Here is a 24,265-nt window from a genome sequence, read left to right on the forward strand (position 1 = left end):
CCCTAATCGGATTGGTCGTTGTTTTTTAATCCATACACTCCACTTTAACAACATCCACAACTGGCACCCTGTCCTCGCCAAACGGTCCCTCGATTGAAATTATATTAAGCCGATGGTCAAGTTCCGATATTTTCCCGATGTAAGTTACATGCTCCCCTTTTCGCCAAACGGTAACCTGTGCTGCACATTGTCGTTTATATGCGACTTCCAATTCCTCTTGAATTTGCTGCAGCTCCCAATCATCGAGTAATGACTGCTGTATGTAGTTATTATTTTCACTCAACTCACGGATCAACTTTACATGTTCTGTTAACATCAAGCCTTGCCACTTCTGCATGCCTCTATCGCGATTGTTATCCAGTATCATTTCACGCTCACAATATTATTCATATTGATTTTTACATTGTCGTAACCAACTTGCATAGTCAATTTACCTTGTTGTCCATCAACTTCTTTAACGACTCCGGTAACTGCCTCATACCGCTTTTGAGCATAAACCGTAACATCTACCTCTACATTGAATTCTTTTGATTCGCCAATCCTCTCGCCAATTTCAAGAAAATCGGTTTCAGATAGTTTAGGTCCTGCCACTGCAGTTGACTTTGATTTAGGTTTCGGAATTGCTGTCAATTTCATCATCCTTTCAGATTTAGGTTTTCCGACTTAGCGAAGTACTCATTAATCAGTTCTTCCGTCCTGTTGCGTAGCCGTATGTTCATGTAGCGCCTTATGTCTTCGTAGCCATTATGGATAAATGCATATTCGGTGAAGGAACCGTCTTTCCCCTTTTTAACCAACTTCAAATTTCTGTTTCTTGCATAAGTATTTGTATCTTTCGATTCAGCTCGAACAGTCTTTAATGAATTTTCGACGATATTGATATAAGGCCCTTTTAATTTGAATGTACTTGTTTCAATCACTTCTCGGTCTCTCTCCAAGATACTTATAATCATCGGTAGGTAAATCATATTCTCGAAATAGGGTAATGTAACCGTCAAGGTCAAAACGACAGTTTCTGCTCGTTTGAAATGAACACTTTCGCTTAAAATATATGCTGCCTATTTTTCATTCGATAGCTATCACTATTCATGTGAATCACTTCGACACGATGTAACAGCCGATCTAGAATGGCTGTCATAATCCCTTGATCCCCCATTAACTCCGTCCATTGTTCTGGGCTCTTATTCGACGTTAGAATAATCGAACTTCGTTCGTATAGATAATTGATGAGCTGGAAGAATAGATTTGCCTCACGCTGATCCATTGCCATGTACATTAAATCATCAATAATCACTAAATCAGATGTTTGAAGTCGTTTCATTTGAACCTGCGATTTATGCGCAAATTCTTGGGTTTTCAGAAGCTGAATTAATTCTCCCATTGTCACAAAGTACACTTGGAACCCTTTATGAATAGCCTCTAAGCCTAACCCTATCGCTAGAAATGTTTTGCCAACACCAGGTGGGCCTAATAAGATTAAGTTGTATTGCTGCTCTAACCAGCTGAACTCTTGTAACTGTGTCAGTTGACGAGATGTAAGAGCTGTTTGCTCCTCTACTTGAAATTCTTGTAACGTTTTAATGTAGGGGAAGCGCGCCCATTTAATACGAATCCTATACTTTTTTCCTCGCGTTTGCCTAGCTCAAATGATGTGATAGCTTCCAAAAATTCTAAGTAAGTCCATGATTCTTTTTCAGCTTCGCGAAGGAGCTGCGGGAGCTCCTCTGCCGTTTCTGACAGCCGTAGCTGACGAAAATGATTCTGTAAGTCTTTCACCGTTTTATTCATGAGACAATCCCTCCTAGAATTCGTGTATACGTTTCTAAGGGGCGTGTTTCTACTTGAATATTCGTTGGAGTCATTGAAACATTCTGTTGCTCATGGAGTAGGGCTGATTCCTCTAGATTCGATTGCTTCAAGTAACGCACTACGTCTCTAAAGTCATTCGCACTATATAATTTTTCACGCATACACTTTTGAAGTGCTGAATCAATCCATTCGGGTTCTTCTTTAATCACCTTTTGTAGAATTATTAATTGATCTCTACGATAACGCACGTATTTCATACAAATTTCGTCCACATACATCAATGCGTCTTCTTGTTCTTCAAAATATGAAATGACGGTTTTCTTTAACTCTTCAATTCCTTTAGAACGGTCTCGGGTATGATTACGATTTTGAATAAGCTTTCCTTTTTCGCTACTAATTTGATGTTCGGCCAGCACTTCACCGTTTGACTGCTTACGAATAACCAACGTATCTTGTTGCTCACCTTGTATGTCTAAAACAACCTGATTCTCTGGTGATACTCCATAAGTTCCTAATGGAACTGAGTAACGGTTGGACGCAAAGCGAATCGTATTGTCCTTGCCTACATTTCTTGTTATAATATATGCATGTGTACTTTCATTTGAAAGTAGTGAAGAGACTGGTTCTAAGTGTTGCTTTTCGACGAGAAACACTTCGACTGGGCTCTTTTTTGTTGTGTTATGCACATTTTTATTTCCTGTGCGTTCCAACCACTGGAGCGCACGTTCATTCCAGTCCTCAATATCTTTAAAAACACGGCTGTCTGCGAAATTTCCCTTTATGTATTTCACTACATTTTCAATCATTCCTTTTGATTCAGGATCGGCTTTTCGACATAAATGAACACGGAACTTTTGATCTTTTACATACGCTTGGAATTCTGCTGTTAACACGATATCCCCAGCGTTTTCGCTGACTGATAGTAAGTGATCTTGGTCATACACAATTTCTTCCGTACGACCACCCAAAAAGCGAAAGGCATTTTCATGACAACGAATGGCATCCTTCGTAGTGAAAGGTCGGTCTTGCCACTCCATGTACTTATACCGCGAATGTGCTAAAACAAAGGCAATGAAGTATAATTTCACTTCTTTTTTCGTCGTCGTTTTCTGTCTTGTTTCTCCCCAATCCACCTGTATCTGTTTGCCCATCGGCTGTTCAGGAACGGCCTCATATTGCCTAACAATCGCTTTTTTCTCAATTTGATAAATCTCACGGATCTCTTTTACATAGGTACGAACTGTGCTTTCTCCGATTACCAAATCAGGATAGCGCTCGATTAACCAATCTTGAATTTGTGCTGCACTTAAATGTGGGTATTCTTCTAGCCATGCGACAACCCAATCCTTGTAGGGATCCAATTTCTTAGGTTTCTTCAAAGGATTCCCCAAATATTCTTGTGCTTCCTCAAATGACATATTCAAATACTTATAAACAGTTCCACGCGTTACTTTCAAATGTTTTGCAATCTGTGCAATCTTCATTTTCCGTTTGTATAGTTGCTGAATTTCGATGTATAACACTAACTTTTCCTCCAAGTCCTTACCTCCAGTAAACTAATAATCCTAGCTTACTAGATGGCATGATTGTTGGCGAAAGTGTTCAAGGCATTCGAGCGAAAACTGTCTCTTTTAGTATAGCGGTTACAGGTAATGCATCTCCTGGGATTAACGGCATTAGATCACCATTCTTTCTTTATGTACGACGGGAACAAGCGCGAGCACGTTATCAATTGTAAAAGTTCGTTTGGATTTACGTAGAAAACAGTATGCACGGAACGATACCTCGCCGACTTGTAGTACGTTGATTCTTCTTTTACTGATTGAACCGTCTGCAGCCATGTACAGCATATCTAGGTGTTCGCTGTATTCCACTGACTTGACTAATCGATTGCGTACACTTGTTCCCTCTTCTACCTCCAGCATAGAGAATGAATGTTCTCATTACAACTAAAATAAAATGTTAATTTTAACCAAATAAAAAGGCCGCCAATAGACGACCTCCTGTTATCACGTTAGTTCAAGAACACGTTATTAATTTTGAACTCCATAATGTAGTTCAACAAATTGATTGAAGTTCCTTGTACCTTTTAAAGAAAGGTCTAGTTGATAATCTCCTTCTTTAAATAACGGTATTCCTTTTCCGATTATGCTTGGGGCAACTGTTATTATTAGTTCATCAACTAATTTTTCTTTTATAAAAGATTGTAACAATTCTCCTCCACCAACAATCCAAATGTTTTTCCCTTCTTGACTTTTCAGTTTATTAGTAAAACTAATGATATCTTCATTTGTAAACTTTACATCGACCGTATCTTCAATTGGCGACCTTGTAAACACATAACACGCCTTGTTTTTATATGGGAATTCCCCTGTTTCATGTTTCATTATCCAATCATATGTTTTTTTGCCCATTAAAACTGTATCTACCGACTCATAAAAATCTGAATATCCATTATCACCTTCCCCTTCAACATTAAATAGCCATTCTAAAGACTCATCTTTTGTAGCTATGTAACCATCTAAACTCGTAGCAATAAACAGTACCAAATCACGTTTTCCACTCATAAATATCCCCCTTTTTCACAAGTATAAAGAACACAGGTTCTCATTACAACCATAAACCAGAAATTAAAAAATATTACCAATTAACATTTGTAACGGTACAAGTTAGATATTTGGGCATATAAAAAAGACCGTCAATTGACGATTTCCTGTTGTTGAACTAAAGCATTCGTTAGTTTAATAAGATTACTCTTTAATAACCTTAATTTTGCTTGCAACCTTCTGACCTTCGATAACTTCTACCCACAATTTCACTTCTTGTCCTTTTTTTAAATTCACGATACTCTTGATTTCCCCTGCAACTTCAGTGTCTTTAGAGAAGTGAATTTCAGGAACATCATACTGTTCTGTAGGATCAATGTTAATTGGATACAATACAAATTTACTTTCTTCTATACCCCATATTTCCCCATGAAAATCTGCCCTGTTTAAAAAGGGAATAATTAAAGCAGTAATAATTGCTATTAGGATTAAAACCATTAACATTATTCTTTTCATTTTTACCCTCCAGTCATAGTTTTATCTATTCTAAAATCTTATTACTTGTTCAACTAACCTGACCCTTTGGTTTAATAAGAAATATATTATCTTTTTAATCTGAAGTCCTGTGCGTCCTGTTTCCCCCTATGTTACCTATGTAAAGCGTCAAATCAGGTGAAAAGTGTAGTAGGAGTATGTAAATTGTGCTTGCTGAACAAATTCACGAGTAATTATTGATTTCCCATTTACTTTGAACTCTAGTAAAGCATTAACGACCTTATTCACAGTAGCTGTAGACATGCCTGTGACTTCGGCAATGTGTATTTGTGTCGGGCAACAGTTTCCCTTGTCGTCTATGAATGACGCTATCGCAAGCAGTGTCGTGCAATTTACAGGTCTCAAATCTTTGGCCATCCCTGACCCAAATAATAAAGAATATAACTTTTAAAAAATCTCACTCTTTTCCTTCATAATTGTCCGTCCTTCCAAGATTCCTGCATCTTCTTTATTTGTAGTTACAGGATTATTTAAAATACCAATAAAGACGCCCCTACTATTAATTTATTATTCAATTCTTTAGCCTTTATTCTATGGGTAAAGTTGGAACCTTGCAAACTCGCTTAAACAAAAAAAGTGGCCCATCCACAATCCAATCTGTGGAGGAGCCGATTTTGCTTTGGTCCTATATAACAAAAGTCTACTTATTGATTAAGTCTGTACCATATGAATTATCGATTGCACAAAGCCATTCGCCTTGCGAATTTTTCTTAAATACATATGTCGCCCTTCTATCCATAGAATATTCCGTTTCATTTTTATCGGCATCAAGTAGTGTTTGAGAAATAACTAATGCAGTATCTCCGGCTTCTAGAATAATCATTTCTCCCTGTGCTGGGACAAGACTATTATTAAAATATTTCGCAATTTCAATAAATGCTTGTTTGATTTCTTCTTTTCCTCGGGCAATCATTTCTGGTTTCACTACCAGAATCGCATCATCAGTATAGTAGTTCTTCAGAGTATCAAAATCTTCCTGTTTTATTGCTTTATCACACTTCTCGATAAACTCCTTTAATTCGTGTTCCAAAATACACCACTCCTTATCTTGTTAATTTTAAATTCTCCAATTAAGCTCTAATATACTACCTGTTAGTTGAACAAGAACAGGGCATTATTCTCTATTCGTCCTTATTCATTTGAATACCTCTGTAATTCGACAAATAAAAAAAGGCGACCGCTCAATTAAGAGTAGCCGCAGCCACTCTTAATTTTACTTCTTCAACAATCGCGCCCGATTGCAGTTTTTTTTTATTTTTCATCCCTTTTGTTCGGTATCAAATTAAATATTTCATAAAGTATAATAAATGAAACAGACATAACACCAATAAAAAGATAGAGTTTCTTCGGCAGATCAAGGATATAAATAGGAGTTGCAAAAATCAAGAAAAACAAAATAGCTATGATGTACTCCTTTGTTCTCCCTTCTTTATTCTGACGGGGAAATACTTCATTGGAAAATATAGCGATTGGAATAATTATTACGAGAGTAGAAAGTATATTTTTGGGTAAATTTAGGACGAATATTAATGATATAAGAATCAAAACAATTATACTCGCTTTTAAATATTCCTTTGTTTTTGTAGACACATTATCACTCCCATAATTGCATAAAATGGCCCGTTTGATGAACAACCATTTTTCAATGAATTATATGTATCCGACCATCTTCAAATATCCATTGTCAGTAACCTTCATCATATGGGTATATTTAGAAGTTTACAAGTGCAAATAAAAAATCGACCTACCCACAAAATAATCTGTGGACGGGTCGCTTTTTTACTTTGGTCTTACTTATTTCTTACGCTGATCAACAATAACTTTAAGGGCAAGCGCATCATCAAGTGACAGCTTGTCTGCCTTAAAGTCCGTTAGCCATTTAGCAGTAATTGCGCCATCTTTAATTGCACCTGTAAGAAGCTTCTCGTAAGCCGCTTTAAGCGTTGCGGAACTTGGTTTGAACATTCGTATTACCTCCTCTTTTGGTGGTGCTGGGTTATTCAACTCTTTCAATTTAGCTGATATCCGGTCTTTAACTGACTGGGTACGACCTTCTTCGATGATGTTTAGCTAAGCTTGAAAACCAAGCAAAAAGAATGTCTGCTTATCTATTGATGCCCAGCAGATTCATTAAGACCGTTTATGATGCAGCGTATGACGAAGCTGTATTAATATCCGATATCGCTGATTACTTCCTCGTCTCAGAAGAATTTGCGCAGTATCAGTTGGAATTAATATTTAATCGCAAGGTTGATGCGTTTGTGTCGCATTGGGGCATGTTAGGTACGTTTGAGTGAGTTGAGTAAATAGCCAACATATACGGCGTACCAGAAGAGGTTGCGCACCTAAAGAGTTTACGGAATGTTCGATGAGTCTCTTTCGCGGTCTTACTGGACCGTGTTAATTTATATAGATGTCTTAGGTACATAAAACTATTTTTATCCGAGTGATAAAAGATGCAGGGGGAATTCAAATGAAGAAATTAATGCTATTGATGTTGACGATGATTTTAGCCGGAATTTTGGTTGCTTGTGGCAACGATGAGAATACTTCACCATCGAATGACGCTGAAAAACCTAAAGAAATACCTGTAACAAAAGAAAAAGACGACAAAAAGAAAGGTAATAGTTACACTGACGGACCACTTACGGAGATTGGGCAGATGGCTATTGAAGAGGACGGCACTAAAGCAGAGTTAATGAATATCATAAACGTCAATGAAAAAGTTGATATGGCCCCAATCGAGGTCGCTATTCAAAGTATTAAGTTGCTACAGAAGACTGATGTCGGCGAAGAGCAATTGGAGCGTATTCAGTTATTCTCCGAAAAGCTGATATCGGATCCGGTAAACTATGTTCAAATTATATATTCGGCTGAAAATACAATCGCAGAAGACGCTAATTGGACCGGCATCACGCATTTAATATTAAGTAATGGAGAACAGATCAATGTAGTCTCTAATAATTTCTTAGGAGGAATGGATTTTGACAGTACGTTTTACGGAGAAGTTAAAAAAGACGGACTCCTTGGCATTCCTTACCAAGGAAATCCTGAAGATATTAAGAGTGTCAAAATCGTATTCGGCTCTAGTGTAAACCCTGAAAGTTACAGAGAAATAACAGCTGAAAAACAAGTTACATATGAGTTTGATTAAGGGAGGTAAGTCCAATTAAGATTATCGGAGTTATATTAATTATTATCGGGGCCATTGGTCTACTACTCTCCTCTCTAATGTTTGGAGATATCGGCGTTGCGGCTGCCATCGGGTCGCTTAGTTCAATTCTATCTGGCGTCGGTTTCATTTTAGCGGACAAGAAATTTAAAATGTTAAATAAAACTTAAAAAACCCTACCTAGGGCTTTTCTTTTAACTATTACTCAGAAATATTTACCGGTTTCGCATTACATATTCACTATCTACATAGTTATTTTGATATAGGTAATGAAGTTAAATATAGGAGGAATTTAATTGACAACAAACATTCAAGTTGGACAAGTACAAACGATGCAAGTGAACAAAGGAAAAATTTCATACTTTGATGGTGGACTTCTTCAATTCATCGGCTGGACTATCCTCGGAACTCTTGTCACGGTATTCACATTAGGAATTTGTTATCCGTGGTCCATTACAATGATTTATGGTTGGAAAATTAATCATACAGTTATTGAAGGTCGGCGCATGAAGTTTAACGGGTCCGCTGTGGGGCTGTTTGGTAACCGGATTAAGTGGTGGTTGTTAACGATCATTACTCTTGGGATTTACGGATTCTGGTTATTCATTAAGTTGGAAGATTGGAAAGCGCGCAATATTACTTTCGTTAATTAATCAAAGACTGCCCTATCTAGGGATTTCCTTATAATGCGATAAACAAATCAACTAGGGTGATGACATATGCTGAACTTTATGGAGACATAAAGAAAAGACCGCTTAAATGCGGTCTTGGTAACAAAATGATTGGCGAGAACCGTATTAAGTCTGTTGTAGCTGATGAATTACTTGGATTTAACAAACTCGCAGAAGTAGGTGGTACTATGTCAGAATTTAAAAACCTAGTATCCCCTGTCACTCAATTAAACGATAGCGTTTTATCCAGCTTTGAAAATCAAATGACTAAGTTCGATAATCTCGCAGGTGGTATTCACAATGCCCTCGCTATAAGTAATTATAGACGATGCACTGGGTGAATTCAAAGGAAACCTAAGTCGATTTCGATATGGCGACTTTGAGCCAAGTTGACGAATCCTTTTACGTAGTGAGTAAGGAAGCAATAATCTGCCCACGAGCGCCCGGCACCCTAGTTGATTTGCTTATCGCATTATACAACCGCCCTACCCAGGGCTTTTCTTTTAAGCACAAAACCGAACATACAATCTCATTAATGTTAATAAGGGTGGGAATACTAATGGCTAACATCCAACAACGTGGGGGAAACTCATATCTTTTTACAGTGGGTCTACCGAAGAATGCAAAAGGGATATATCCTCGGAAAACCATGACATACGTCGTGGAAGGTAAATATACTCCCAAACAACTTGATGAACATCTAAATCATGAGTTTTTGAAGTTCAAAAATGTAGTGCTTTCAGGGAACTATATTCGCCCACAAGAAATGACACTTGCAGAATTCACGATTGAATGGGACGCAAAACACGCATCTAAACTAGCTGGGACAACTTATGGCAACCACCAACGAAAATTAGAATTGCACGTCCTCCCTATTCTAGGTCATATGGAGATGAAACAGATAAACGAATTTATGCTCATTAATTTTCTGGACAATCTAACTCGTAAAGATGGAAAAGAGGGCGATCTGTCTTTTCATTCAAAACAAGACATATATCGCACGCTCAAAAGTATTTTTAAATACGCTATAAAGTGGAAAGTACTAAAAGACAATCCAATGGATGGTGTTGAGAAGCCTAAACCTACAGACTCGGAAGAAGACTACGAGGACGTACGAGTATATGATGAACAAGAAATAGCAGAATTGATGTACCTTTTGCAGAGTGAGCCTCCCCATTGGCGCGTAATGTTTACACTTGCATTGGCAGCTGGGTTACGTCGCGGTGAGTTACTTGGATTGGAATGGACCAATGTTGATTTCGCGAACAATCAAATCGAAATCCGAACGACTATCGTCCTTACTAAATCCGGTCCACTTATTAAGAAAACAAAAACAAAATCATCTAGGCGTACCGTGACCCTTCCGAGTAGCATGATGGCAGAATTAATCTTATATCATGAACAACGGGAAATTGAGAAAGTAGGCGCTGGCGAAACGTGGATTGAAGAAGAATATGATTGGGTGTTCTGTCAACTGAACGGAACACATATGTATCCTTCCAGTCCCACGAACCGGTGGAGTAAGTTTTTGAAAAAACATAATTTCAAATACATCCGCCTACATGATTTACGTCACACGTCCGCAAGTATATTAATAGCACAAGGCGAACACGCCAAAGTCATTTCTGAACGCTTGGGGCACGCCGACATTTCTGTTACAATGAACACATACGGTCACGTCTTCAAGTCAGCTAATAGATCAGCAGGCGACAAGATGGAGAGTATTTTTCGGCCAAGGTTTCCAACTGAATGATGATTGTTGTAAATCTGTTGTAAAAATTGTTGTAAAACCATTAGAAACAGTTATAAAATAACACAAAGAAGGTTCTGAAAGCCTGCTAGTATCATGATTCTTACTAGTCTTTGATAATTAAATACAAAGCAAACCCCACTTTTGAGAAGTGGTGGTTTAAAACTTTCTAAGACCCTACGGCAAAGGCGGCTGTTATTTTAATAATTTAAATGAAACTGGTTTCCATTGGAAGCTGGTTTTTTTATTATACATTTGAAGGGGGCGGACATCATTCTCAAACGATTGGTGGTCACGGGTTATAAACCCCATGAACTCGGCATATTCGATGACAAGCATCCAGGCGTCCGTTTTATAAAAAAAGCATTAGAAAAACGACTAGTCGCCTTACTGGACGACGGGTTGGAATGGGTAATTATAAGCGGTCAACTAGGAATTGAAGCATGGGCAGCCGAGGTCGTAATTGATCTAAGAAAAGAATATACCGATTTGAAATATGCCGTTATTACTCCTTTTACAGATCAGGAGAAAAATTGGAACGATATGAAAAAGGAAAAGTATCATACCCTCATCGCTAAAGCAGACTACCATACGAGTCTTACGAAGAGGCCCTATGAAGCTCCGTGGCAATTTATCGAAAAAGATAAGTTCTTCATGCGCAATTCTGATGGAATACTCATTGTTTACGATGAGGAAAATGATGGCTCTCCAAAATTCGTTAAAAGGTCCGCGGAAAAACATGCGGAACGTTCCGATTATCAAGTCCTCACAATCAGTGCGGACGACTTGCAAGTAATTGCAGAAGAAGAGCAAATGGATGAATGGCAATAAGGTTTCAGATTCCTTGACACTTCTTGTGCTACATGGTATGATAGTTCCGTTAACAATAAGGTAATGCTTAAGATTTGAATATCTGGCATTCTACGTACTGTTTTTGAGAATACTTATTCACACTGGCGCGACTAAAGGGTCGCAAGGACGTAAAAGTAGGCAGGGTTTATGTTGCTTAAGTTAGAAAGCACCCAGTGGAACAATGACCGCGGCTCTGAAAGCTTATCCTTTCTATGGAAATTATTCCCCGAATAATCGGGATGAAAAATTAAATTCAAAAGTATAGTGTTACCTGACAAAACAAAGGGATGTTCCTCAATCGAGGACATCCCTTTTCCAATTTCATTTACTAATCGAGTTTATAATTGCGTTGCTGTTATACACATATTACAATAGCATGAAAAGGATGGTGGTCACAATAATGGATATTTACGCACATCGCGGTTCGTCCGGAACACATCCAGAAAATTCACTTGCCGCCTTCCATGAAGCTGCCAGGCTTCCTATTTACGGCGTAGAATTCGATGTTCATTTGACAAAAGACGGTGAACTGGTTGTCATTCATGATGAAACAATAGCTAGAACATCAGATGGCAAAGGTTTCGTGAAAGACATGACACTTGCGGAGTTAAGGTCATTTGATTTTGGCAGTTGGTTTTCTGATGAATTCCGGGGTGAACTTATACCGACGCTGTATGAAGTACTCGAAATTTTTTCCGAGACTTCTCACCATCTAAATATCGAACTAAAATCGGATATATTTCCTTACGAGGGAATGGTGGGGAAAGTTGTTGCAATGGTTCAGAAGATGAAACTCGATGCGCGTGTCGTTATTTCATCATTCGATCACGAAGCTGTTCGGGCAGTAAAAAAAATTGCACCGCACATTGAAACTGCAGCTTTGTTCATGGAAGTACTAGTCGATCCGCTCGATTATATGCGTACTATTCCTGCCGATGCACTCCATATCTCATTACCATCCGCTGCTCGTCCATCTATGAGAAAAGTGGTAGAAACCGGAGTGGCTGTTCGTGTCTTCACTGTTAATGAAGTAAAGTATGCAGAAGCACTGAGGAAAATTGGTGTCACCGCCCTATTTACTGATTATCCAAAGAAAATGATGATTCACTTGAATAGAAAAAGCTGAACAAACCCAGCTTTTTCTATTCAATCATTTTTTCGTTTAAAGATTGATTACTATCACTAGCCATTATTTAATTTCCCTAGTTTGCACACTCACTAATGAATCTTTCAAATATCCGCAAGGAAACAGCATCCCCTGCTGCCGATAATGCTTCGGGATGCCATTGAACGCCTAATACGAATTGTTCATCCGTGCTTTCAATTGCCTCTACAATTCCATCGCTTGCTACACCAGTAACTTTGAAATCCGACGGTACTTCCTTCAACGATTGATGATGATACGAATTCACCTGAATGCGTTCACTCCCCGCAATCGATTCAAGCAAACTTCCTTTATCCAGTTGAACAAAATGAGAACAATGCGTGTTGGGGGCCTTTTGTGTATGTTGAAGAATTGGACTGTCATTTTGTTTATAAAGATCTTGATACAATGTTCCACCAACTGCGACATTCAGTACTTGAAGCCCTCTACAAATGCCAAGTATCGGTTTCCCTGTTTTGAGCATTCGACGCGCAAGTTCAAGCTCGCTTGAATCCCTGCTTGGTGAAACTACTCCAAGATACTCATGCGGCTCTTCATTAAACAACATCGGATTGATATCATTTCCCCCAGACAATAAAAGGCCATCAAACAATTCGATCAGTTGATCAACGTCTTGCTCCAACCCCACTGGAATGATCATCGGCAATCCACCCGCTCGAATAACTGCCTGTACATATGTGTTTTTCAATATATTTTCCCCATCTTGCTGAACATCTGTCGTTATACCAATAACTGGTTTCATCCACATATCCCCCTTATAACTAGTATATTCTTACGCTCGCGTATAGTTTGCACATGCCCTTCCCGCTTGCCTTCCGGAAAAAATACAGCCTCCGAGGAACGTCCCTTCCAATGAACGATAGCCATGAACACCACCACCGCCAAATCCTGCTACTTCGCCAGCGGCATATAAACCCGGTATTGGATTCCCAGTCAGGTCAAGAACTCGGCCATCTAAATCGGTTTGCAATCCACCAAGTGTCTTTCGACTGACGATATGTAAACGCACCGCAATCAACGGCCCTTTTTTAGGATTAAGGAGTTTATGTGGAGCCGCTACTCTGACAAGCTTATCTCCGATATAGTGACGTGCACCACGCAATGCTGTAATTTGCAAATCCTTGGTGAATTTATTATCCATCTCACGATCCCTAGCAATGACTTGCCGTTTAATGTCGTCTAACTTCAATAAGTTTTCTCCAGTCATTTTATTCATCCCCGAGACAAGTTCCGGGAGTGTATCGGCTACGATAAAATCTTCGCCTTTATCCATGAATGCTTTTACCGGCGCAGTTGGGCCAGGCAGGATTCTCTGTAGCACTTGCCCGATACTCTTTCCCGTCAAATCCGGATTTTGCTCAGATCCGGATAACGCAAATTCTTTCTCGATTATCGATTGGGTCAATATGAACCATGAGTAATCGTAACCGGTTGCCCGGAGTGCTTCAAGTGTTCCTAATGTATCGAATCCAGGGAAATTCGGAGCTGATAATCGCTGACCCTTGGCATCTAGCCAAAGGGAGGATGGGCCAGGAAGAATACGAATCCCATGATTTGCCCATACCGGGTTCCAGTTTTTAATGCCTTCCGTATAATGCCACATCCGATCCCTGTTGACAATTCGGCCGCCAGCTTGCTCCGTAATCGCCAGCATACGCCCATCCACATGTTCAGGAACCCCTGAAATCATATCTTTCGGTGCTTCTCCAAGACGTAGTGGCCAGTTTTTCCGGATCAATTCAAGATTCGCTCCCATACCCCCACTTGTCACTAACACCGCTTCCGCATAAAATTCAAAGCCGCTAATCACTTCACGGGAACTCGCTACACCACGGGCGACGGCACTAGGTACAAGTACAGCACCACGTACTCCAGTCACAGCACCATTTTTCGTAATCAATTCATCGACACGGTGACGAGGCAGATACTCAACTAACCCTTTATCCATCGCAATCCGCATTTTATCCTCAAACGGTTTAACGATACCAGGTCCTGTTCCCCATACAATATGAAAGCGCGGGACCGAATTACCAGGTCCTTCCGCTAGATGCCCACCGCGTTCCGCCCAACCGACAACCGGAAAAAAACGAATGCCTTGCGCATGCAACCACCCTCTTTTCTCAGTTGCAGCGAAGTTAACATACGCTTCGGCCCACTTCTTTCCCCAATAATCTTCATCTTCCTGACGGTCAAAACCAGCAGTTCCCAACCAGTCCTGCCAAGCAAGTTCCCGAGAATCCTTAATGCCCATTCTTCGTTGCTCAGGCGAATCAACGAGAAATAAGCCGCCAAATGACCACCAAGCTTGTCCGCCAAGAGAGGCTTCCGGTTCCTGATCGAGCAGTAGAACTTTCTTTCCGGCATTTGTAAGCTCTGCCGTCGCAACTAATCCCGCCAAACCAGCACCAACAACAATGAAGTCATATTTCATCGAGTAGCCTCCCCCCTTAAATCAAGCCGAAAGACTGTTAATAAATTCTTCGATTTCCGCTTGCGATTTACGGTCTTTACTAACAAAGCGACCCACTTCAACACCACTATGGAATGCGATAAAACTCGGGATTCCAAAAATATCTAGGTCTCCACATAAATCTATAAACTCATCACGGTCAACAAGAATGAAACTATATTCCGGGTAATCTGCTTCGATCCCAGGTAACAACGGTTCAATTACTCGGCAGTCGGGGCACCAATCTGCGGAAAACATGAACATTGTTCTCTCCTCATTCTTCAGCTTGTCGAATTGTTCCATTGATTGTAGTTTTTCCATCTGAAATCACTCCTATTTTTTAGTTAGCTAATACGATTTAATTATAGCATCAACACAGACACAATTTAATATTTTCAGTGAATTATAATCATATTCCACCTAGTATTCTGTTATTTGAAACTCCACATGCACCATTTCCCAATATCAACAAAACCAATTCGTTTATAGATCGAGCCCGCAGCGGGATTATCATAGAAAAGACAAAGCATCTTGCCCTCATTGAGCAATTCTGTGCAAAGAATAGACATGCAATATGAAGCTAATCCTTTTTTCTCATATCCCGACAAAGTACCTACGCCAACAATCATAGCAGACTGACTATTTTCTGCAGTGCTCGATGCGGAACTTATTATTCGACCATCTTCTTCGATGAAGTACGTACGGGCAGATTTATTATTAAGTGACTCACGTTTACGTTCAACACTGAATGTACTTGTAGCAAATTCGGGAATTCCATACATTTGATCTATGATTCGTTCCGCGTCATCAGGTGTCGCTTTTTTCACTTCAATCTCTGGAGGTACTTCTTGCAAACCTTTAGCATGCTCACATTTAGCGTAATAGAGTACACGTGGATTTGACGGTTTACTAGTCAAATACGGTTCCAATTTCACAACAATCTGCTCAATCCCTGATATGAACTCATACTTTTCATCGTGATTGATAATTTCTGCAAACCCTTTTGCATCGTATTCTTCTGGTGCATATACAATGAAATTACCATCATAGTTTAGTAGAATACCTCGCAATTCACCATTCTCAACAAAATCTCCCCATAATTTCTGTATCGGATTAGTAAACCCATAAGCTTCAATATCTCCTATTATAAATAGATTTTCTGCTGGCTTTTGTGAAACGAAATCGAACGTAACTTTCCTGTCTTCTTCCACAAGCTGTCGAATCATCTGAATCATCCCTCTTCAAGTTTTATGGATTAGCTTACCATATAAGACTTTCAAGGCGCAATATGAAAAGGACCTTGTCAACTTAATGACAAGATCCTTTTCATTTCGTTAACGACTAGGAGAATCCGTATGAAGCGGTGGCGGTATAATCCACCCTTTTTCTTTGTTCATTCTCAATAACTTCAAACCAAATAACATTTTATCTGCATGGAATTTCCCGAACATCATTGCAAGGTCTTCTCTCAAGCATTGTCCCAACACTTGGCTGCAAGACACAAGAGCTTGTCCTACGTTAATCGATATGGCACCACTGATTTCAGGATCCATAAACCTTGCACCGACCGGTATATCTTCTGCTTTCGCTTTAGGGCGTTCCGGCAATGACGGCGGCAATGCAATTCCATTCTCTTTTAATACCTTTTCAAGTTGTTTATTTTCTGATTTCATCGTTTTAATTGCTTCTTCTAAAAGTTCGATGAGATCATCGTCACCTGCATGATTGACAAATGCTTCATAGGCACTAATTAGCCCATTATTCGCACCGACAAATGCCCAAGACCCTATAACTTCCCCGTAGTGCAACGGTTCATCTTTTGGATTACCATTTAAAATGCCCAATTTATCTCTCCTTTTCTCTCCACTTGTGTAATGGATTTCAACAGTATTATGTGCTAGAAAAACATTTATATACATATTTTTCACCCGTGAGTCACATATAGATCACAGATGAAAAATCAGCTTTAATTCAATTTTGAATTGTTTTCCTGAAAAACGCACTTATGAATAAACCCAATTGGGGAATTCTAATATTCATGCAATAAAAGGAGGTTTTTTTCGTGCGTCACTGGTTTGTCTTACCAATGTATGTACTCGCATTGTCTTTGCTATTCTTAACGGTTGTTTCAGCAAAAGAAGAGCCTACTCAAGAAATGATTCTAGATGAACGAATGCGTCTTTATTTGCGCTTCGAAAACATAACTGTCCCGTGGTATTATTTAGCGGCAGTTGATCAATTTGAACGCAACATCCAACAAGTTCGAACTGACCTTCCGAAGAATGAAGGGCCGGTCGCCATTCAGTTTTCAGATGATTATTGGACAGGCCCACTTAACCCCGATAAAAAAGATACTTCTCCTGAATCGATTGCTTATTCAGACGGAAATGGACTTGATGGCAATGAAGACGGGCTAGCCAATATAAATGATGCAGAAGACGTCCTTTATACAATGGCAACTTATTTAAGCGAATATGGGCAAGCGGAAGAAGATTTCAAATTGGCTTTATTGGACTATTACAAGCGCGAAGACACGGTTAAACAAATTATAGCTATTGCAAAACTGTATAAACACTTTGAAACATTAGACTTGGATGAACACGCCTTTCCTGTCCCAACCAATTACAATTACAGTTACCGTGGAACCTGGGGAGCAAGCAGAGGATGGGGTGGCAGAAGGATTCACGAGGGAACCGATTTGTTCGCTGGATATGGTACCCCTGTTCGAGCCACGTCCTATGGCGTTATCGAAATAATGGGATGGAATGACTTTGGAGGTTGGCGGGTCGGCATTCGCGACACCCATAATACGTACCACTATTTTGCCCATTTAGCTTATTTCAATAAAGATTTGAAAGAAGGAGACATCGTTGAACCGAAGACCATCATTGGTTCCGTGGGCAGCTCTGGTTATGGAAAAGCAGGAACATCAGGACGTTTCCCTCCTCATCTCCACTATGGGATGTACAAATATAACGGACGAACAGAATGGGCTTTCGATCCCTATCCTTCGCTTAGAATTTGGGAACGGCAGGATAAACAGAAGTGAGGTCAGTGAAAAGCATCGGTTATAATACTAACGTATTCGGTTGACGGAAAGAAAACATCAAATAACAACCTATATTGGGGACACAATTCACTATGAATTGATGTCTTCCTTTTTGTTGTTAAAACAAATGCTGAAGCTGTTGCGAATTATTCATTTAATACAAAGTCAACTTATTATATAAAGGAAATTTTTGTTTAAATATATTTAGAGATTGTAAAAGATTCACTTAAACTAACTAGCAGGATCCTTGAATAAAGTGAAACCAAAAAATGGTACAATTCGTCTCATTTAAAAGGGGGGATAATTATTGAAGAAATTATTATTGTTTATTTTAGCCACCTTCATTTTGAGCGCTTGTAATCAATTGACTAAAAATACAAATGAAGTTGACGTTTCGCGTTCAAAAGTGACTGCTACCACCCTTCAAACTTTGCCAGAAGATATACCAAATGACTTTGGGTTTTCTATTCAGTTTGGTGTGGGAAAAAATAATGAAATCAACACATTCGAAGATACAGTGACCAAAGATTTAATAACGGATGGGACTGCAAAGGCAACTGTAACTTTAACAGATAAGGAAATGGATGAGATTTATAAGAAAATGAAAGAAGTTAATATAGTTGAAAAGAAAACTTTTATACCCGAACCTATAAACGGAACCATTTGCACACAAGAACCACACGAAGAGGATGAATGGAAAATTACCATCAACGGCGAAATCATAGCTCATTCTTTTTCAGAGACATACTGTGATCCTACCAACGATGCTAAACAATTCATTGAGTTACGAAATTACGTATTTAGTCTAATTAGAAGTAAGGAAGAATATATAGGACTTCCCGAATCCAAAGGGGGATATGAATAGTTAGTAAAAAACAGGTGCTTTTTACTAACGTTTAATAATTCAACTAAAGTACTGTTAGTGAAAAGAATATTATTCAATCTTTAGCTTTATAGCTCTTGTAGTAATAAAAGTTTTAATATGCTTGTCTAAAATCCTTGTTCCACCGAAGTCATCCTCATAAAAACCTGTAATAACAAACCCTGCTTCAATTTGCCCTTGAATTTGCCCTTGAATTTGATCTTCCAAAGTATGTGCGTATTCTATTGTTTGACTTGATTTTATGTAAGCTTGAACTTCATCCTCTTGCAAATAATCCAATGACGATGAAGGTATGGAATATTTAACATCAAGAATACCTTTTCTTTCTTGATTATCATCAAAAATCCATAATAAAGGATTTGTAAATCCTGCAATTAAAATACCTCTATTTTTTAAAACTCTTGAAACTTCCTTCCATACAGGGTTAACATCTTTTACAAACAAGTTAGAAACAGGATTAACAACAATATCAAAATATTCATCTTTAAAGTCACTAAGGTCTGACATATCGCCTTGTAGCGTTTTTATAGTTAATCCATCACGTTTAGCTACATATTCATCTTGTTGCAATTGCTTTTTAGATATATCAGTCACTATTACATCTGCTCCAGCCGCAGCTAAAATAGGTCCTTGTTGCCCTCCACCAGATGCTAAACAAAGTATTTTTAATCCTACTAAAGATTTCGGAAACCAATCTCGTGGAACTGATCTTTCAGTACTGACAGTAATTTCCCATTCACCAGATTTACTTTTTTCAATGATTTCGCTACTTACAGATTGTGTGTATCTAGACCCCTCTTCAACTTTCTTATCCCAAGCGTTACTGTTTTGTTGTGTTGTGTCCATTGTAATTCCTCCTATTTTGGCTGGGTTGTGGATGGGGCACCTTCTTAAAGTGAATTCGCTACGTTACTTTATTAACAGTAAAAACAATCTCCTGACAGCCTGCAAATATCCCCATTAGTTATAGCGATTTTGGTTTAATACTTTATTGTAATAGCAAGTGTTCCCCATTCACTTTCTTGTTCCAGCGAATATATTTCATAGGTTCCTTTCAGCATTTTTTCCATTGTCCAACCTTCACAATCAAAACTGTGAAGCGGAATATCTTTATACATATTTTCAAAAGTATCATATTTTTTTAATTCTAAAACTTGAACTTTTAATGTTTCATTTTGTTCAGGCACACTTATAAATTCGATGGTATCGCCTACTTTAATTCTTCTTCTATTCTCATCATTTAAGCGTACCTCAACTGTCTTTCTCCCTTCTTTAATTGCTTTAAAATACTCTTTATATAACCCCATTTGATGTTGCATTTCACTACACCTCTATTTTATATTTCTTTGCCTTCAATTATTCTTCTTTGGTGTAATACCTGGCCGGTAAGTCAAAAACGTTCCTATTTATCATAGAAACATCGCGACATTAATAATAATATTTCAATCATTACTTTTTGAAAGCTTTTATTATAAATGTTGCAGGCACTAATTGGGCTTTTGGGGTTGAATACCATCTCGAAGGATTATCTGAAACTTTGTTATCAGGTAACTCAACACCATCTAATACTTTTTCAATAGTGAAACCGGATTCGATTAGTGTATTTATATATGTACTTAATTTCCGATGATGAATAATGACACTATTATGCCACGCTTCATTGTATTCCGGACCTTCGATATTATAAGATTTATTAAAAGTAAACGATGACTCTTCGTAGGTCAAGCGGTCGTGGATAGGGTGTTCCCAACTAAAGATGAAAATACCACCTGGCTTTAGATAGTTATGGATATTTGACAATGTACGTCGTAAATCAACCGTCCACCCTAATGCATAAATTGAGTATGCAATATCAAAGTAATTGCTTGGTAGTCCTGGGTTTTCCTCCATTGGAGACTCTACTAAAGAAACTTTGACTTGTTGGTTACTCAACAATTTAGTAGCTGTTTCTATTTGCTTTGTTGAAAGATCTACCCCCCATAGTTCCTTTGCTCCTTGGTTACCCATATATTGTAATGAATGCCCACTACCACATCCAATATCCAAGACCTTTTGATTTGTAATATCACCAAATAGTCCAAGTCGTTCTTCATTCAAAGCAAAGGGTCCATATTCCGGAAGAGCTGTTCTTCCGAAAAAACGTTCTGCTGATTTCTCCCAACTTTCCTTATTCAATTTCAAAATCTCCTTGTTTGCTTCGATGATTACCACTCCCCTTGATTGTTCACAAATTTAATTTAGTACCAATTTACTTCTGACTATCTAAATTCTACGAAATATTATTATTTCTTTTTCAATCAAATGCCCCTTAAGTTTAACAAGGATAATAGTTACAATTAGTTATTTTTCCTATTCCAATCTTCTAACGACATCATTTCAAAGTCTTTTTCAAAATCCAACCTTAAAGGGGTAATTAATTCAAGAGAATTACCATCAGGGTCTTGAAAATATATTGCTGCATGCGCATTGGGATTATTCGGTAAAACTATTGGTTGCTTTTCTGGTCGGAATCCAAAGTCAGTCTTTATTGGAATTCCTTTTTGTTCGAGCCATTCTTTGGCAACCTCTATATCCTCTATATCAACTTGAAAAGCAATGTGTCTCAATGAAGGATGATATGGTGTTTCAACTTTATCTGTTTCCCATAGCCCTAACCAACTACGTCCTTTCTCAATCCAAAAAAATACTAGTTTCTCTTTTTGATATGCAATTTCTAAATTAAGTTTTTTATAAAACTCTATAGAAGTTTCAAGATTCCTAACAGGTAAATGTGCTTCATATAAACCTTTAATCATCGACATAACTTCCTTTTGGTTAGAATACACTTTTCCGAAAAAATCACCTCAAATTACTGTCTGAAAATCACTCAATTTCAGACCTGAGGTAAAAAACATTCACTCTATGATCTGAAGACGAAAGATCAAACCAACACCTATGTTGAAGTATTGAATACGGTGTGCAAACTGAGCTTCGGCTCCCCGAGTGCCGGAGCAGATTCAATTGGATTCTTTATTCCAACTTATTAACTTATCTCATTGAAAAATTCTTGCTAAAACTGTTGCATTTTTTAATCGCAAAATCATAGGAATGGCTATATACAAAAAAAGGGGGACCTATCCGCTATTGCGAATAGGTCTGTAATTCCCCTAGCTATTTAGTTATTTTGTTGCCTATCAAAAGAACCCGTTACGATTGTTTCAGTACTTTTCTAACTTAAATTTCAATCTCCAATGTTTTAAACAAGAACGCATACATATCCGTCTGTTCTTCTATTATTTTAACAGTCGGTTTGCCTAGACCGTGGCCGGCATTCTTTTCCACCCTCAGAAGAATTGGATTGTTTCCTAGTTGTGCCGCTTGCAATGTCGCTGCAAATTTCGTCGCATGCCACGGCACCACACGATCATCCGTATCAGCTGTTGTAACAAGTGTCGGTGGATACTCGACGCCTTCTGTGACATTATGAAGCGGAGAATACTTGTACATGAACTCGAAATGTTCCGGATTTGTTTCAGCATTTCCGTAATCGGTCACCCAATAGCGTCCCACAGTAAATTTATGATAGCGCAGCATATCAGTGACAGGAACGAGACAAAGTGCCGCCCCATATAGATCAGGCCGCTGAGTAATGCATGTTGCGACAAGCAATCCACCATTACTTCCGCCCATAATGGCAAGCTTCTTGCTGTTCGTATAGTTTTGTTCAATCAGCCACTCTGCTGCGGCAATGAAGTCGTCAAAGACATTTTGCTTTTGCCCCAATGTTCCCGCTTTGTACCATTCCTCACCGAATTCTCCACCACCACGCAAATTCGCGACCGCATATACGCCGCCCGCCTCAATCCACATACGCTGTGATGGGGAAAAAGCCGGAGTCAGGTTAACATTAAAACCGCCATAACCATATAACAAAACAGGATTATCGCCCGTCAATTTCAACTCTTTTCGATGCGTCAGGAACATCGGAATACGCGTGCCATCTTTGGATGGATAAAACACTTGGGTAGTCTCGAAGCCTGTCGCTACAAATAACTCTGACGTATTAAATACAGTATTCAATTCATCTTTTTCAAAATCATAGCGTGCAATCGTTGTCGGCACCAAATATGATGTATAGCCTATGAACATCGTTGACGCTGTTTTTTTGCCCGTCACGCCTGATAAGGAAATGTAGTTAGGAAGAGACACTTCTTTTTGGAACCGTCCGTCCAAATCATAAATACGCAGTTTGTAATGGGCATTATGCAAATAGCATACGACAAACTGCCCATTAATAATTTTTGCAAATGTAAGGACGTCTTCCTGTTCGGAAATGATATCAATCCAATGCTCTTTCCCTGGTTTGTCCAAATGAACAGCAATGATTTTTTCTTTTGGGGCATCATAACTTGTCGTGAAATAAAAGAGTTTCCCTTCATTTCCAATAAACGAATATTCCCCATCATCGTCTGCTAGTAAATGAACAAATCCTGCATCGGCTTGTTCATCACGATAATAGATACGACTTTTATTTTCTGTTCCTTTCCATACTGATAAAATCAAATAACGATAATCATCAGAGAGTATTGGATTAAAAGATAACTCTTTATCCTCAGTGTCTTCATATGCCAGAATGTCCTCTTCTTGGACTGTACCAACCGTGTGCCAGTAAACGCGGTTATAGTTACTCTCATCTTCTGAATCGACCGTCCCAGGTTCAGGGAATCGATTATAATAAAACCCGCTTCCCTCTTCATTCCATGCAATACTGCTAAACTTGCACCATTTGATGACGTCAGCTTCGTCTTTTCCCGTCTGTAAATTGCGGATTCGGATTTCCTGCCAGTCACTTCCGTTCAATGAAACACCGTAAGCTAAGCGATTCCCATCTTTCGTAAACGCAAGATTCGTTATCGCTGCCGTCCCTTCTTCATTCAACGTATTCGGATCTATAATGACCTCAAGCTCATCTGATGATATATCCTTTGTCCGATAAAAGATGGCTTGGTTTTGTAATCCATTATTTTTATGAATATAATAATAGTCCCCTTCTTTTTGCGGAACGGAGTATTTCGGATAATTCCATGATTTCGTTAATTTCTCTTTCACTTTATCCCGTTTCGGATACGTTGCTAAATAGTCTTGGGTTGCTTCATTTTGTTCATCAATCCAATTCTTCACCTCTAAAGTTTCCGGCTTTTCGAACCAGCGAAAAGGATCTGCAACATCAGTACCATGGTAGTTTTCAACAATCGTTTCTGTCTTTGTCATATTGCCCACCTCATTACCCCCTATAAATGTCATCATCTATATTTTACCATATCACTACCTCAATTAAATAACTATTCTAAATAAAAAGTCGCTAACCTAATTAAAGGTTGCGAC

Annotated in this window: 29 protein-coding genes and 2 pseudogenes; 9 read left to right on the forward strand and 22 right to left on the reverse strand. The window is 38.7% G+C overall.

Features of this window, described 5'->3' with window-relative positions:
* Positions 1–25 precede the first annotated feature (25 nt).
* The 12 genes and pseudogenes from MKZ26_RS07970 to MKZ26_RS08020 all read right to left on the reverse strand — a co-directional run bounded on the left by MKZ26_RS07970 (position 26) and on the right by MKZ26_RS08020 (position 6,875).
* On the reverse strand, positions 26–316 hold the full coding sequence (locus MKZ26_RS07970) for a YolD-like family protein (protein ID WP_340765605.1): 291 nt from the start codon (positions 314–316) through the stop codon (positions 26–28).
* Positions 317–363: 47 nt separating this feature from the next.
* Positions 364–630 carry a YolD-like family protein gene (locus MKZ26_RS07975; RefSeq protein ID WP_340765607.1) on the reverse strand — a complete coding sequence of 89 codons (267 nt, stop codon included), beginning with the start codon at positions 628–630 and terminating at the stop codon, positions 364–366.
* Positions 631–635: 5 nt separating this feature from the next.
* Positions 636–953: a hypothetical protein gene (locus MKZ26_RS07980; protein WP_340765609.1), complete on the reverse strand. Its 318-nt coding sequence runs from the start codon at positions 951–953 to the stop codon at positions 636–638.
* Between the two features lie 89 nt (positions 954–1,042).
* A pseudogene (gene istB, locus MKZ26_RS07985) lies at positions 1,043–1,788 on the reverse strand (IS21-like element helper ATPase IstB).
* A complete protein-coding gene (gene istA / locus MKZ26_RS07990; protein ID WP_340767593.1) occupies positions 1,785–3,332 on the reverse strand; it encodes an IS21 family transposase in 1,548 nt (515 codons plus the stop codon). The pseudogene istB and the gene istA overlap by 4 nt, the downstream one beginning before the upstream one ends.
* A 153-nt stretch (positions 3,333–3,485) precedes the next feature.
* Positions 3,486–3,734: a transcriptional regulator gene (locus MKZ26_RS07995; protein WP_340765611.1), complete on the reverse strand. Its 249-nt coding sequence runs from the start codon at positions 3,732–3,734 to the stop codon at positions 3,486–3,488.
* 108 nt (positions 3,735–3,842) lie between these two features.
* Positions 3,843–4,376 carry a dihydrofolate reductase family protein gene (locus MKZ26_RS08000; RefSeq protein WP_340765614.1) on the reverse strand — a complete coding sequence of 178 codons (534 nt, stop codon included), beginning with the start codon at positions 4,374–4,376 and terminating at the stop codon, positions 3,843–3,845.
* 183 nt (positions 4,377–4,559) lie between these two features.
* Positions 4,560–4,871: a hypothetical protein gene (locus MKZ26_RS08005; RefSeq protein ID WP_340765617.1), complete on the reverse strand. Its 312-nt coding sequence runs from the start codon at positions 4,869–4,871 to the stop codon at positions 4,560–4,562.
* A gap of 147 nt (positions 4,872–5,018) precedes the next feature.
* On the reverse strand, positions 5,019–5,267 hold the full coding sequence (locus MKZ26_RS22340; protein WP_445683409.1) for a helix-turn-helix domain-containing protein: 249 nt from the start codon (positions 5,265–5,267) through the stop codon (positions 5,019–5,021).
* A gap of 283 nt (positions 5,268–5,550) precedes the next feature.
* A complete protein-coding gene (locus MKZ26_RS08010; RefSeq protein WP_340765618.1) occupies positions 5,551–5,940 on the reverse strand; it encodes a YybH family protein in 390 nt (129 codons plus the stop codon).
* A gap of 221 nt (positions 5,941–6,161) precedes the next feature.
* Entirely contained in the window at positions 6,162–6,500 is a 339-nt protein-coding gene (locus tag MKZ26_RS08015; protein ID WP_340765620.1) for a hypothetical protein, read from the reverse strand.
* Between the two features lie 204 nt (positions 6,501–6,704).
* Complete coding sequence (locus MKZ26_RS08020; RefSeq protein ID WP_340765621.1) at positions 6,705–6,875, reverse strand: hypothetical protein; 171 nt, start codon at positions 6,873–6,875, stop codon at positions 6,705–6,707.
* 119 nt (positions 6,876–6,994) lie between these two features.
* Between MKZ26_RS08020 and MKZ26_RS08025 the strand changes: the two are divergent.
* The 7 genes and pseudogenes from MKZ26_RS08025 to MKZ26_RS08055 form a co-directional block, all read left to right on the forward strand.
* A pseudogene (locus tag MKZ26_RS08025) lies at positions 6,995–7,207 on the forward strand (hypothetical protein); the annotation flags it as partial.
* Between the two features lie 176 nt (positions 7,208–7,383).
* Positions 7,384–8,064 carry a hypothetical protein gene (locus tag MKZ26_RS08030; RefSeq protein WP_340765622.1) on the forward strand — a complete coding sequence of 227 codons (681 nt, stop codon included), beginning with the start codon at positions 7,384–7,386 and terminating at the stop codon, positions 8,062–8,064.
* A gap of 350 nt (positions 8,065–8,414) precedes the next feature.
* On the forward strand, positions 8,415–8,735 hold the full coding sequence (locus MKZ26_RS08035) for a hypothetical protein (protein WP_340767622.1): 321 nt from the start codon (positions 8,415–8,417) through the stop codon (positions 8,733–8,735).
* Between the two features lie 59 nt (positions 8,736–8,794).
* Complete coding sequence (locus tag MKZ26_RS08040; protein WP_340765623.1) at positions 8,795–9,094, forward strand: hypothetical protein; 300 nt, start codon at positions 8,795–8,797, stop codon at positions 9,092–9,094.
* A 218-nt stretch (positions 9,095–9,312) separates the two neighbouring features.
* Positions 9,313–10,506 (forward strand): tyrosine-type recombinase/integrase, encoded by a 1,194-nt coding sequence (locus MKZ26_RS08045; RefSeq protein WP_340765624.1) that lies wholly within the window; start codon positions 9,313–9,315, stop codon positions 10,504–10,506.
* A gap of 270 nt (positions 10,507–10,776) precedes the next feature.
* Entirely contained in the window at positions 10,777–11,334 is a 558-nt protein-coding gene (locus MKZ26_RS08050) for a DUF1273 domain-containing protein (protein ID WP_340767623.1), read from the forward strand.
* A gap of 421 nt (positions 11,335–11,755) precedes the next feature.
* Positions 11,756–12,481 carry a glycerophosphodiester phosphodiesterase gene (locus MKZ26_RS08055; RefSeq protein WP_340741695.1) on the forward strand — a complete coding sequence of 242 codons (726 nt, stop codon included), beginning with the start codon at positions 11,756–11,758 and terminating at the stop codon, positions 12,479–12,481.
* A 76-nt stretch (positions 12,482–12,557) separates the two neighbouring features.
* Here the strand turns inward: MKZ26_RS08055 and MKZ26_RS08060 are convergent, their stop codons facing one another.
* The 5 genes from MKZ26_RS08060 to MKZ26_RS08080 form a co-directional block, all read right to left on the reverse strand.
* Positions 12,558–13,262: a gamma-glutamyl-gamma-aminobutyrate hydrolase family protein gene (locus MKZ26_RS08060; RefSeq protein WP_340765625.1), complete on the reverse strand. Its 705-nt coding sequence runs from the start codon at positions 13,260–13,262 to the stop codon at positions 12,558–12,560.
* 30 nt (positions 13,263–13,292) lie between these two features.
* Positions 13,293–14,951 carry an FAD-binding dehydrogenase gene (locus tag MKZ26_RS08065; protein ID WP_340765626.1) on the reverse strand — a complete coding sequence of 553 codons (1,659 nt, stop codon included), beginning with the start codon at positions 14,949–14,951 and terminating at the stop codon, positions 13,293–13,295.
* 21 nt (positions 14,952–14,972) lie between these two features.
* Complete coding sequence (locus tag MKZ26_RS08070) at positions 14,973–15,290, reverse strand: thioredoxin family protein (RefSeq protein WP_340765629.1); 318 nt, start codon at positions 15,288–15,290, stop codon at positions 14,973–14,975.
* 110 nt (positions 15,291–15,400) lie between these two features.
* Positions 15,401–16,195, reverse strand: a complete 795-nt coding sequence (locus tag MKZ26_RS08075) for a GNAT family N-acetyltransferase (protein ID WP_340765630.1) — start codon at positions 16,193–16,195, stop codon at positions 15,401–15,403.
* A 108-nt stretch (positions 16,196–16,303) separates the two neighbouring features.
* A complete protein-coding gene (locus MKZ26_RS08080) occupies positions 16,304–16,813 on the reverse strand; it encodes a DUF3231 family protein (protein WP_340767624.1) in 510 nt (169 codons plus the stop codon).
* Between the two features lie 218 nt (positions 16,814–17,031).
* Here MKZ26_RS08080 and MKZ26_RS08085 point away from each other — a divergent pair, with 218 nt between their 5' ends.
* Both MKZ26_RS08085 and MKZ26_RS08090 read left to right on the forward strand, forming a co-directional pair.
* Positions 17,032–18,018 (forward strand): M23 family metallopeptidase, encoded by a 987-nt coding sequence (locus MKZ26_RS08085; RefSeq protein ID WP_445683410.1) that lies wholly within the window; start codon positions 17,032–17,034, stop codon positions 18,016–18,018.
* 307 nt (positions 18,019–18,325) lie between these two features.
* Positions 18,326–18,883 (forward strand): membrane lipoprotein lipid attachment site-containing protein, encoded by a 558-nt coding sequence (locus MKZ26_RS08090; protein WP_340765632.1) that lies wholly within the window; start codon positions 18,326–18,328, stop codon positions 18,881–18,883.
* 69 nt (positions 18,884–18,952) lie between these two features.
* On the opposite strand, the gene MKZ26_RS08095 is transcribed toward MKZ26_RS08090, so the two are convergent.
* The 5 genes from MKZ26_RS08095 to MKZ26_RS08115 all read right to left on the reverse strand — a co-directional run bounded on the left by MKZ26_RS08095 (position 18,953) and on the right by MKZ26_RS08115 (position 24,151).
* Positions 18,953–19,747 (reverse strand): class I SAM-dependent methyltransferase, encoded by a 795-nt coding sequence (locus MKZ26_RS08095; protein WP_340765634.1) that lies wholly within the window; start codon positions 19,745–19,747, stop codon positions 18,953–18,955.
* A 134-nt stretch (positions 19,748–19,881) separates the two neighbouring features.
* A complete protein-coding gene (locus tag MKZ26_RS08100) occupies positions 19,882–20,220 on the reverse strand; it encodes an ASCH domain-containing protein (RefSeq protein ID WP_340741689.1) in 339 nt (112 codons plus the stop codon).
* 130 nt (positions 20,221–20,350) lie between these two features.
* Entirely contained in the window at positions 20,351–21,076 is a 726-nt protein-coding gene (locus tag MKZ26_RS08105; protein ID WP_340765636.1) for a class I SAM-dependent methyltransferase, read from the reverse strand.
* A 161-nt stretch (positions 21,077–21,237) separates the two neighbouring features.
* Entirely contained in the window at positions 21,238–21,696 is a 459-nt protein-coding gene (locus MKZ26_RS08110; RefSeq protein ID WP_340765638.1) for a VOC family protein, read from the reverse strand.
* Positions 21,697–22,114: 418 nt separating this feature from the next.
* Positions 22,115–24,151 carry a prolyl oligopeptidase family serine peptidase gene (locus tag MKZ26_RS08115; protein ID WP_340765640.1) on the reverse strand — a complete coding sequence of 679 codons (2,037 nt, stop codon included), beginning with the start codon at positions 24,149–24,151 and terminating at the stop codon, positions 22,115–22,117.
* Positions 24,152–24,265: the final 114 nt, after the last annotated feature.

The organism is Sporosarcina sp. FSL K6-6792 (genome assembly GCF_038004885.1).
Lineage (GTDB): Bacteria > Bacillota > Bacilli > Bacillales_A > Planococcaceae > Sporosarcina > Sporosarcina psychrophila.

Excerpts from the sequence above, each read along its gene's own strand:
- MKZ26_RS07970 (WP_340765605.1), bottom strand. The coding sequence starts at position 316 with ATGTTAACAGAACATGTAAAGTTGATCCGTGAGTTGAGTGAAAATAAT.
- MKZ26_RS07980 (WP_340765609.1), bottom strand. The coding sequence starts at position 953 with ATGATTATAAGTATCTTGGAGAGAGACCGAGAAGTGATTGAAACAAGT.
- MKZ26_RS07995 (WP_340765611.1), bottom strand. The coding sequence starts at position 3,734 with ATGCTGGAGGTAGAAGAGGGAACAAGTGTACGCAATCGATTAGTCAAG.
- MKZ26_RS08000 (WP_340765614.1), bottom strand. The coding sequence starts at position 4,376 with ATGAGTGGAAAACGTGATTTGGTACTGTTTATTGCTACGAGTTTAGAT.
- MKZ26_RS08005 (WP_340765617.1), bottom strand. The coding sequence starts at position 4,871 with ATGAAAAGAATAATGTTAATGGTTTTAATCCTAATAGCAATTATTACT.
- MKZ26_RS22340 (WP_445683409.1), bottom strand. The coding sequence starts at position 5,267 with ATGGCCAAAGATTTGAGACCTGTAAATTGCACGACACTGCTTGCGATA.
- MKZ26_RS08020 (WP_340765621.1), bottom strand. The coding sequence starts at position 6,875 with ATGTTCAAACCAAGTTCCGCAACGCTTAAAGCGGCTTACGAGAAGCTT.
- MKZ26_RS08030 (WP_340765622.1), top strand. The coding sequence starts at position 7,384 with ATGAAGAAATTAATGCTATTGATGTTGACGATGATTTTAGCCGGAATT.
- MKZ26_RS08035 (WP_340767622.1), top strand. The coding sequence starts at position 8,415 with ATGCAAGTGAACAAAGGAAAAATTTCATACTTTGATGGTGGACTTCTT.
- MKZ26_RS08040 (WP_340765623.1), top strand. The coding sequence starts at position 8,795 with ATGACATATGCTGAACTTTATGGAGACATAAAGAAAAGACCGCTTAAA.
- MKZ26_RS08045 (WP_340765624.1), top strand. The coding sequence starts at position 9,313 with ATGGCTAACATCCAACAACGTGGGGGAAACTCATATCTTTTTACAGTG.
- MKZ26_RS08055 (WP_340741695.1), top strand. The coding sequence starts at position 11,756 with ATGGATATTTACGCACATCGCGGTTCGTCCGGAACACATCCAGAAAAT.
- MKZ26_RS08060 (WP_340765625.1), bottom strand. The coding sequence starts at position 13,262 with ATGAAACCAGTTATTGGTATAACGACAGATGTTCAGCAAGATGGGGAA.
- MKZ26_RS08065 (WP_340765626.1), bottom strand. The coding sequence starts at position 14,951 with ATGAAATATGACTTCATTGTTGTTGGTGCTGGTTTGGCGGGATTAGTT.
- MKZ26_RS08070 (WP_340765629.1), bottom strand. The coding sequence starts at position 15,290 with ATGGAAAAACTACAATCAATGGAACAATTCGACAAGCTGAAGAATGAG.
- MKZ26_RS08075 (WP_340765630.1), bottom strand. The coding sequence starts at position 16,195 with ATGATTCGACAGCTTGTGGAAGAAGACAGGAAAGTTACGTTCGATTTC.
- MKZ26_RS08095 (WP_340765634.1), bottom strand. The coding sequence starts at position 19,747 with ATGGACACAACACAACAAAACAGTAACGCTTGGGATAAGAAAGTTGAA.
- MKZ26_RS08100 (WP_340741689.1), bottom strand. The coding sequence starts at position 20,220 with ATGCAACATCAAATGGGGTTATATAAAGAGTATTTTAAAGCAATTAAA.
- MKZ26_RS08110 (WP_340765638.1), bottom strand. The coding sequence starts at position 21,696 with ATGATTAAAGGTTTATATGAAGCACATTTACCTGTTAGGAATCTTGAA.
- MKZ26_RS08115 (WP_340765640.1), bottom strand. The coding sequence starts at position 24,151 with ATGACAAAGACAGAAACGATTGTTGAAAACTACCATGGTACTGATGTT.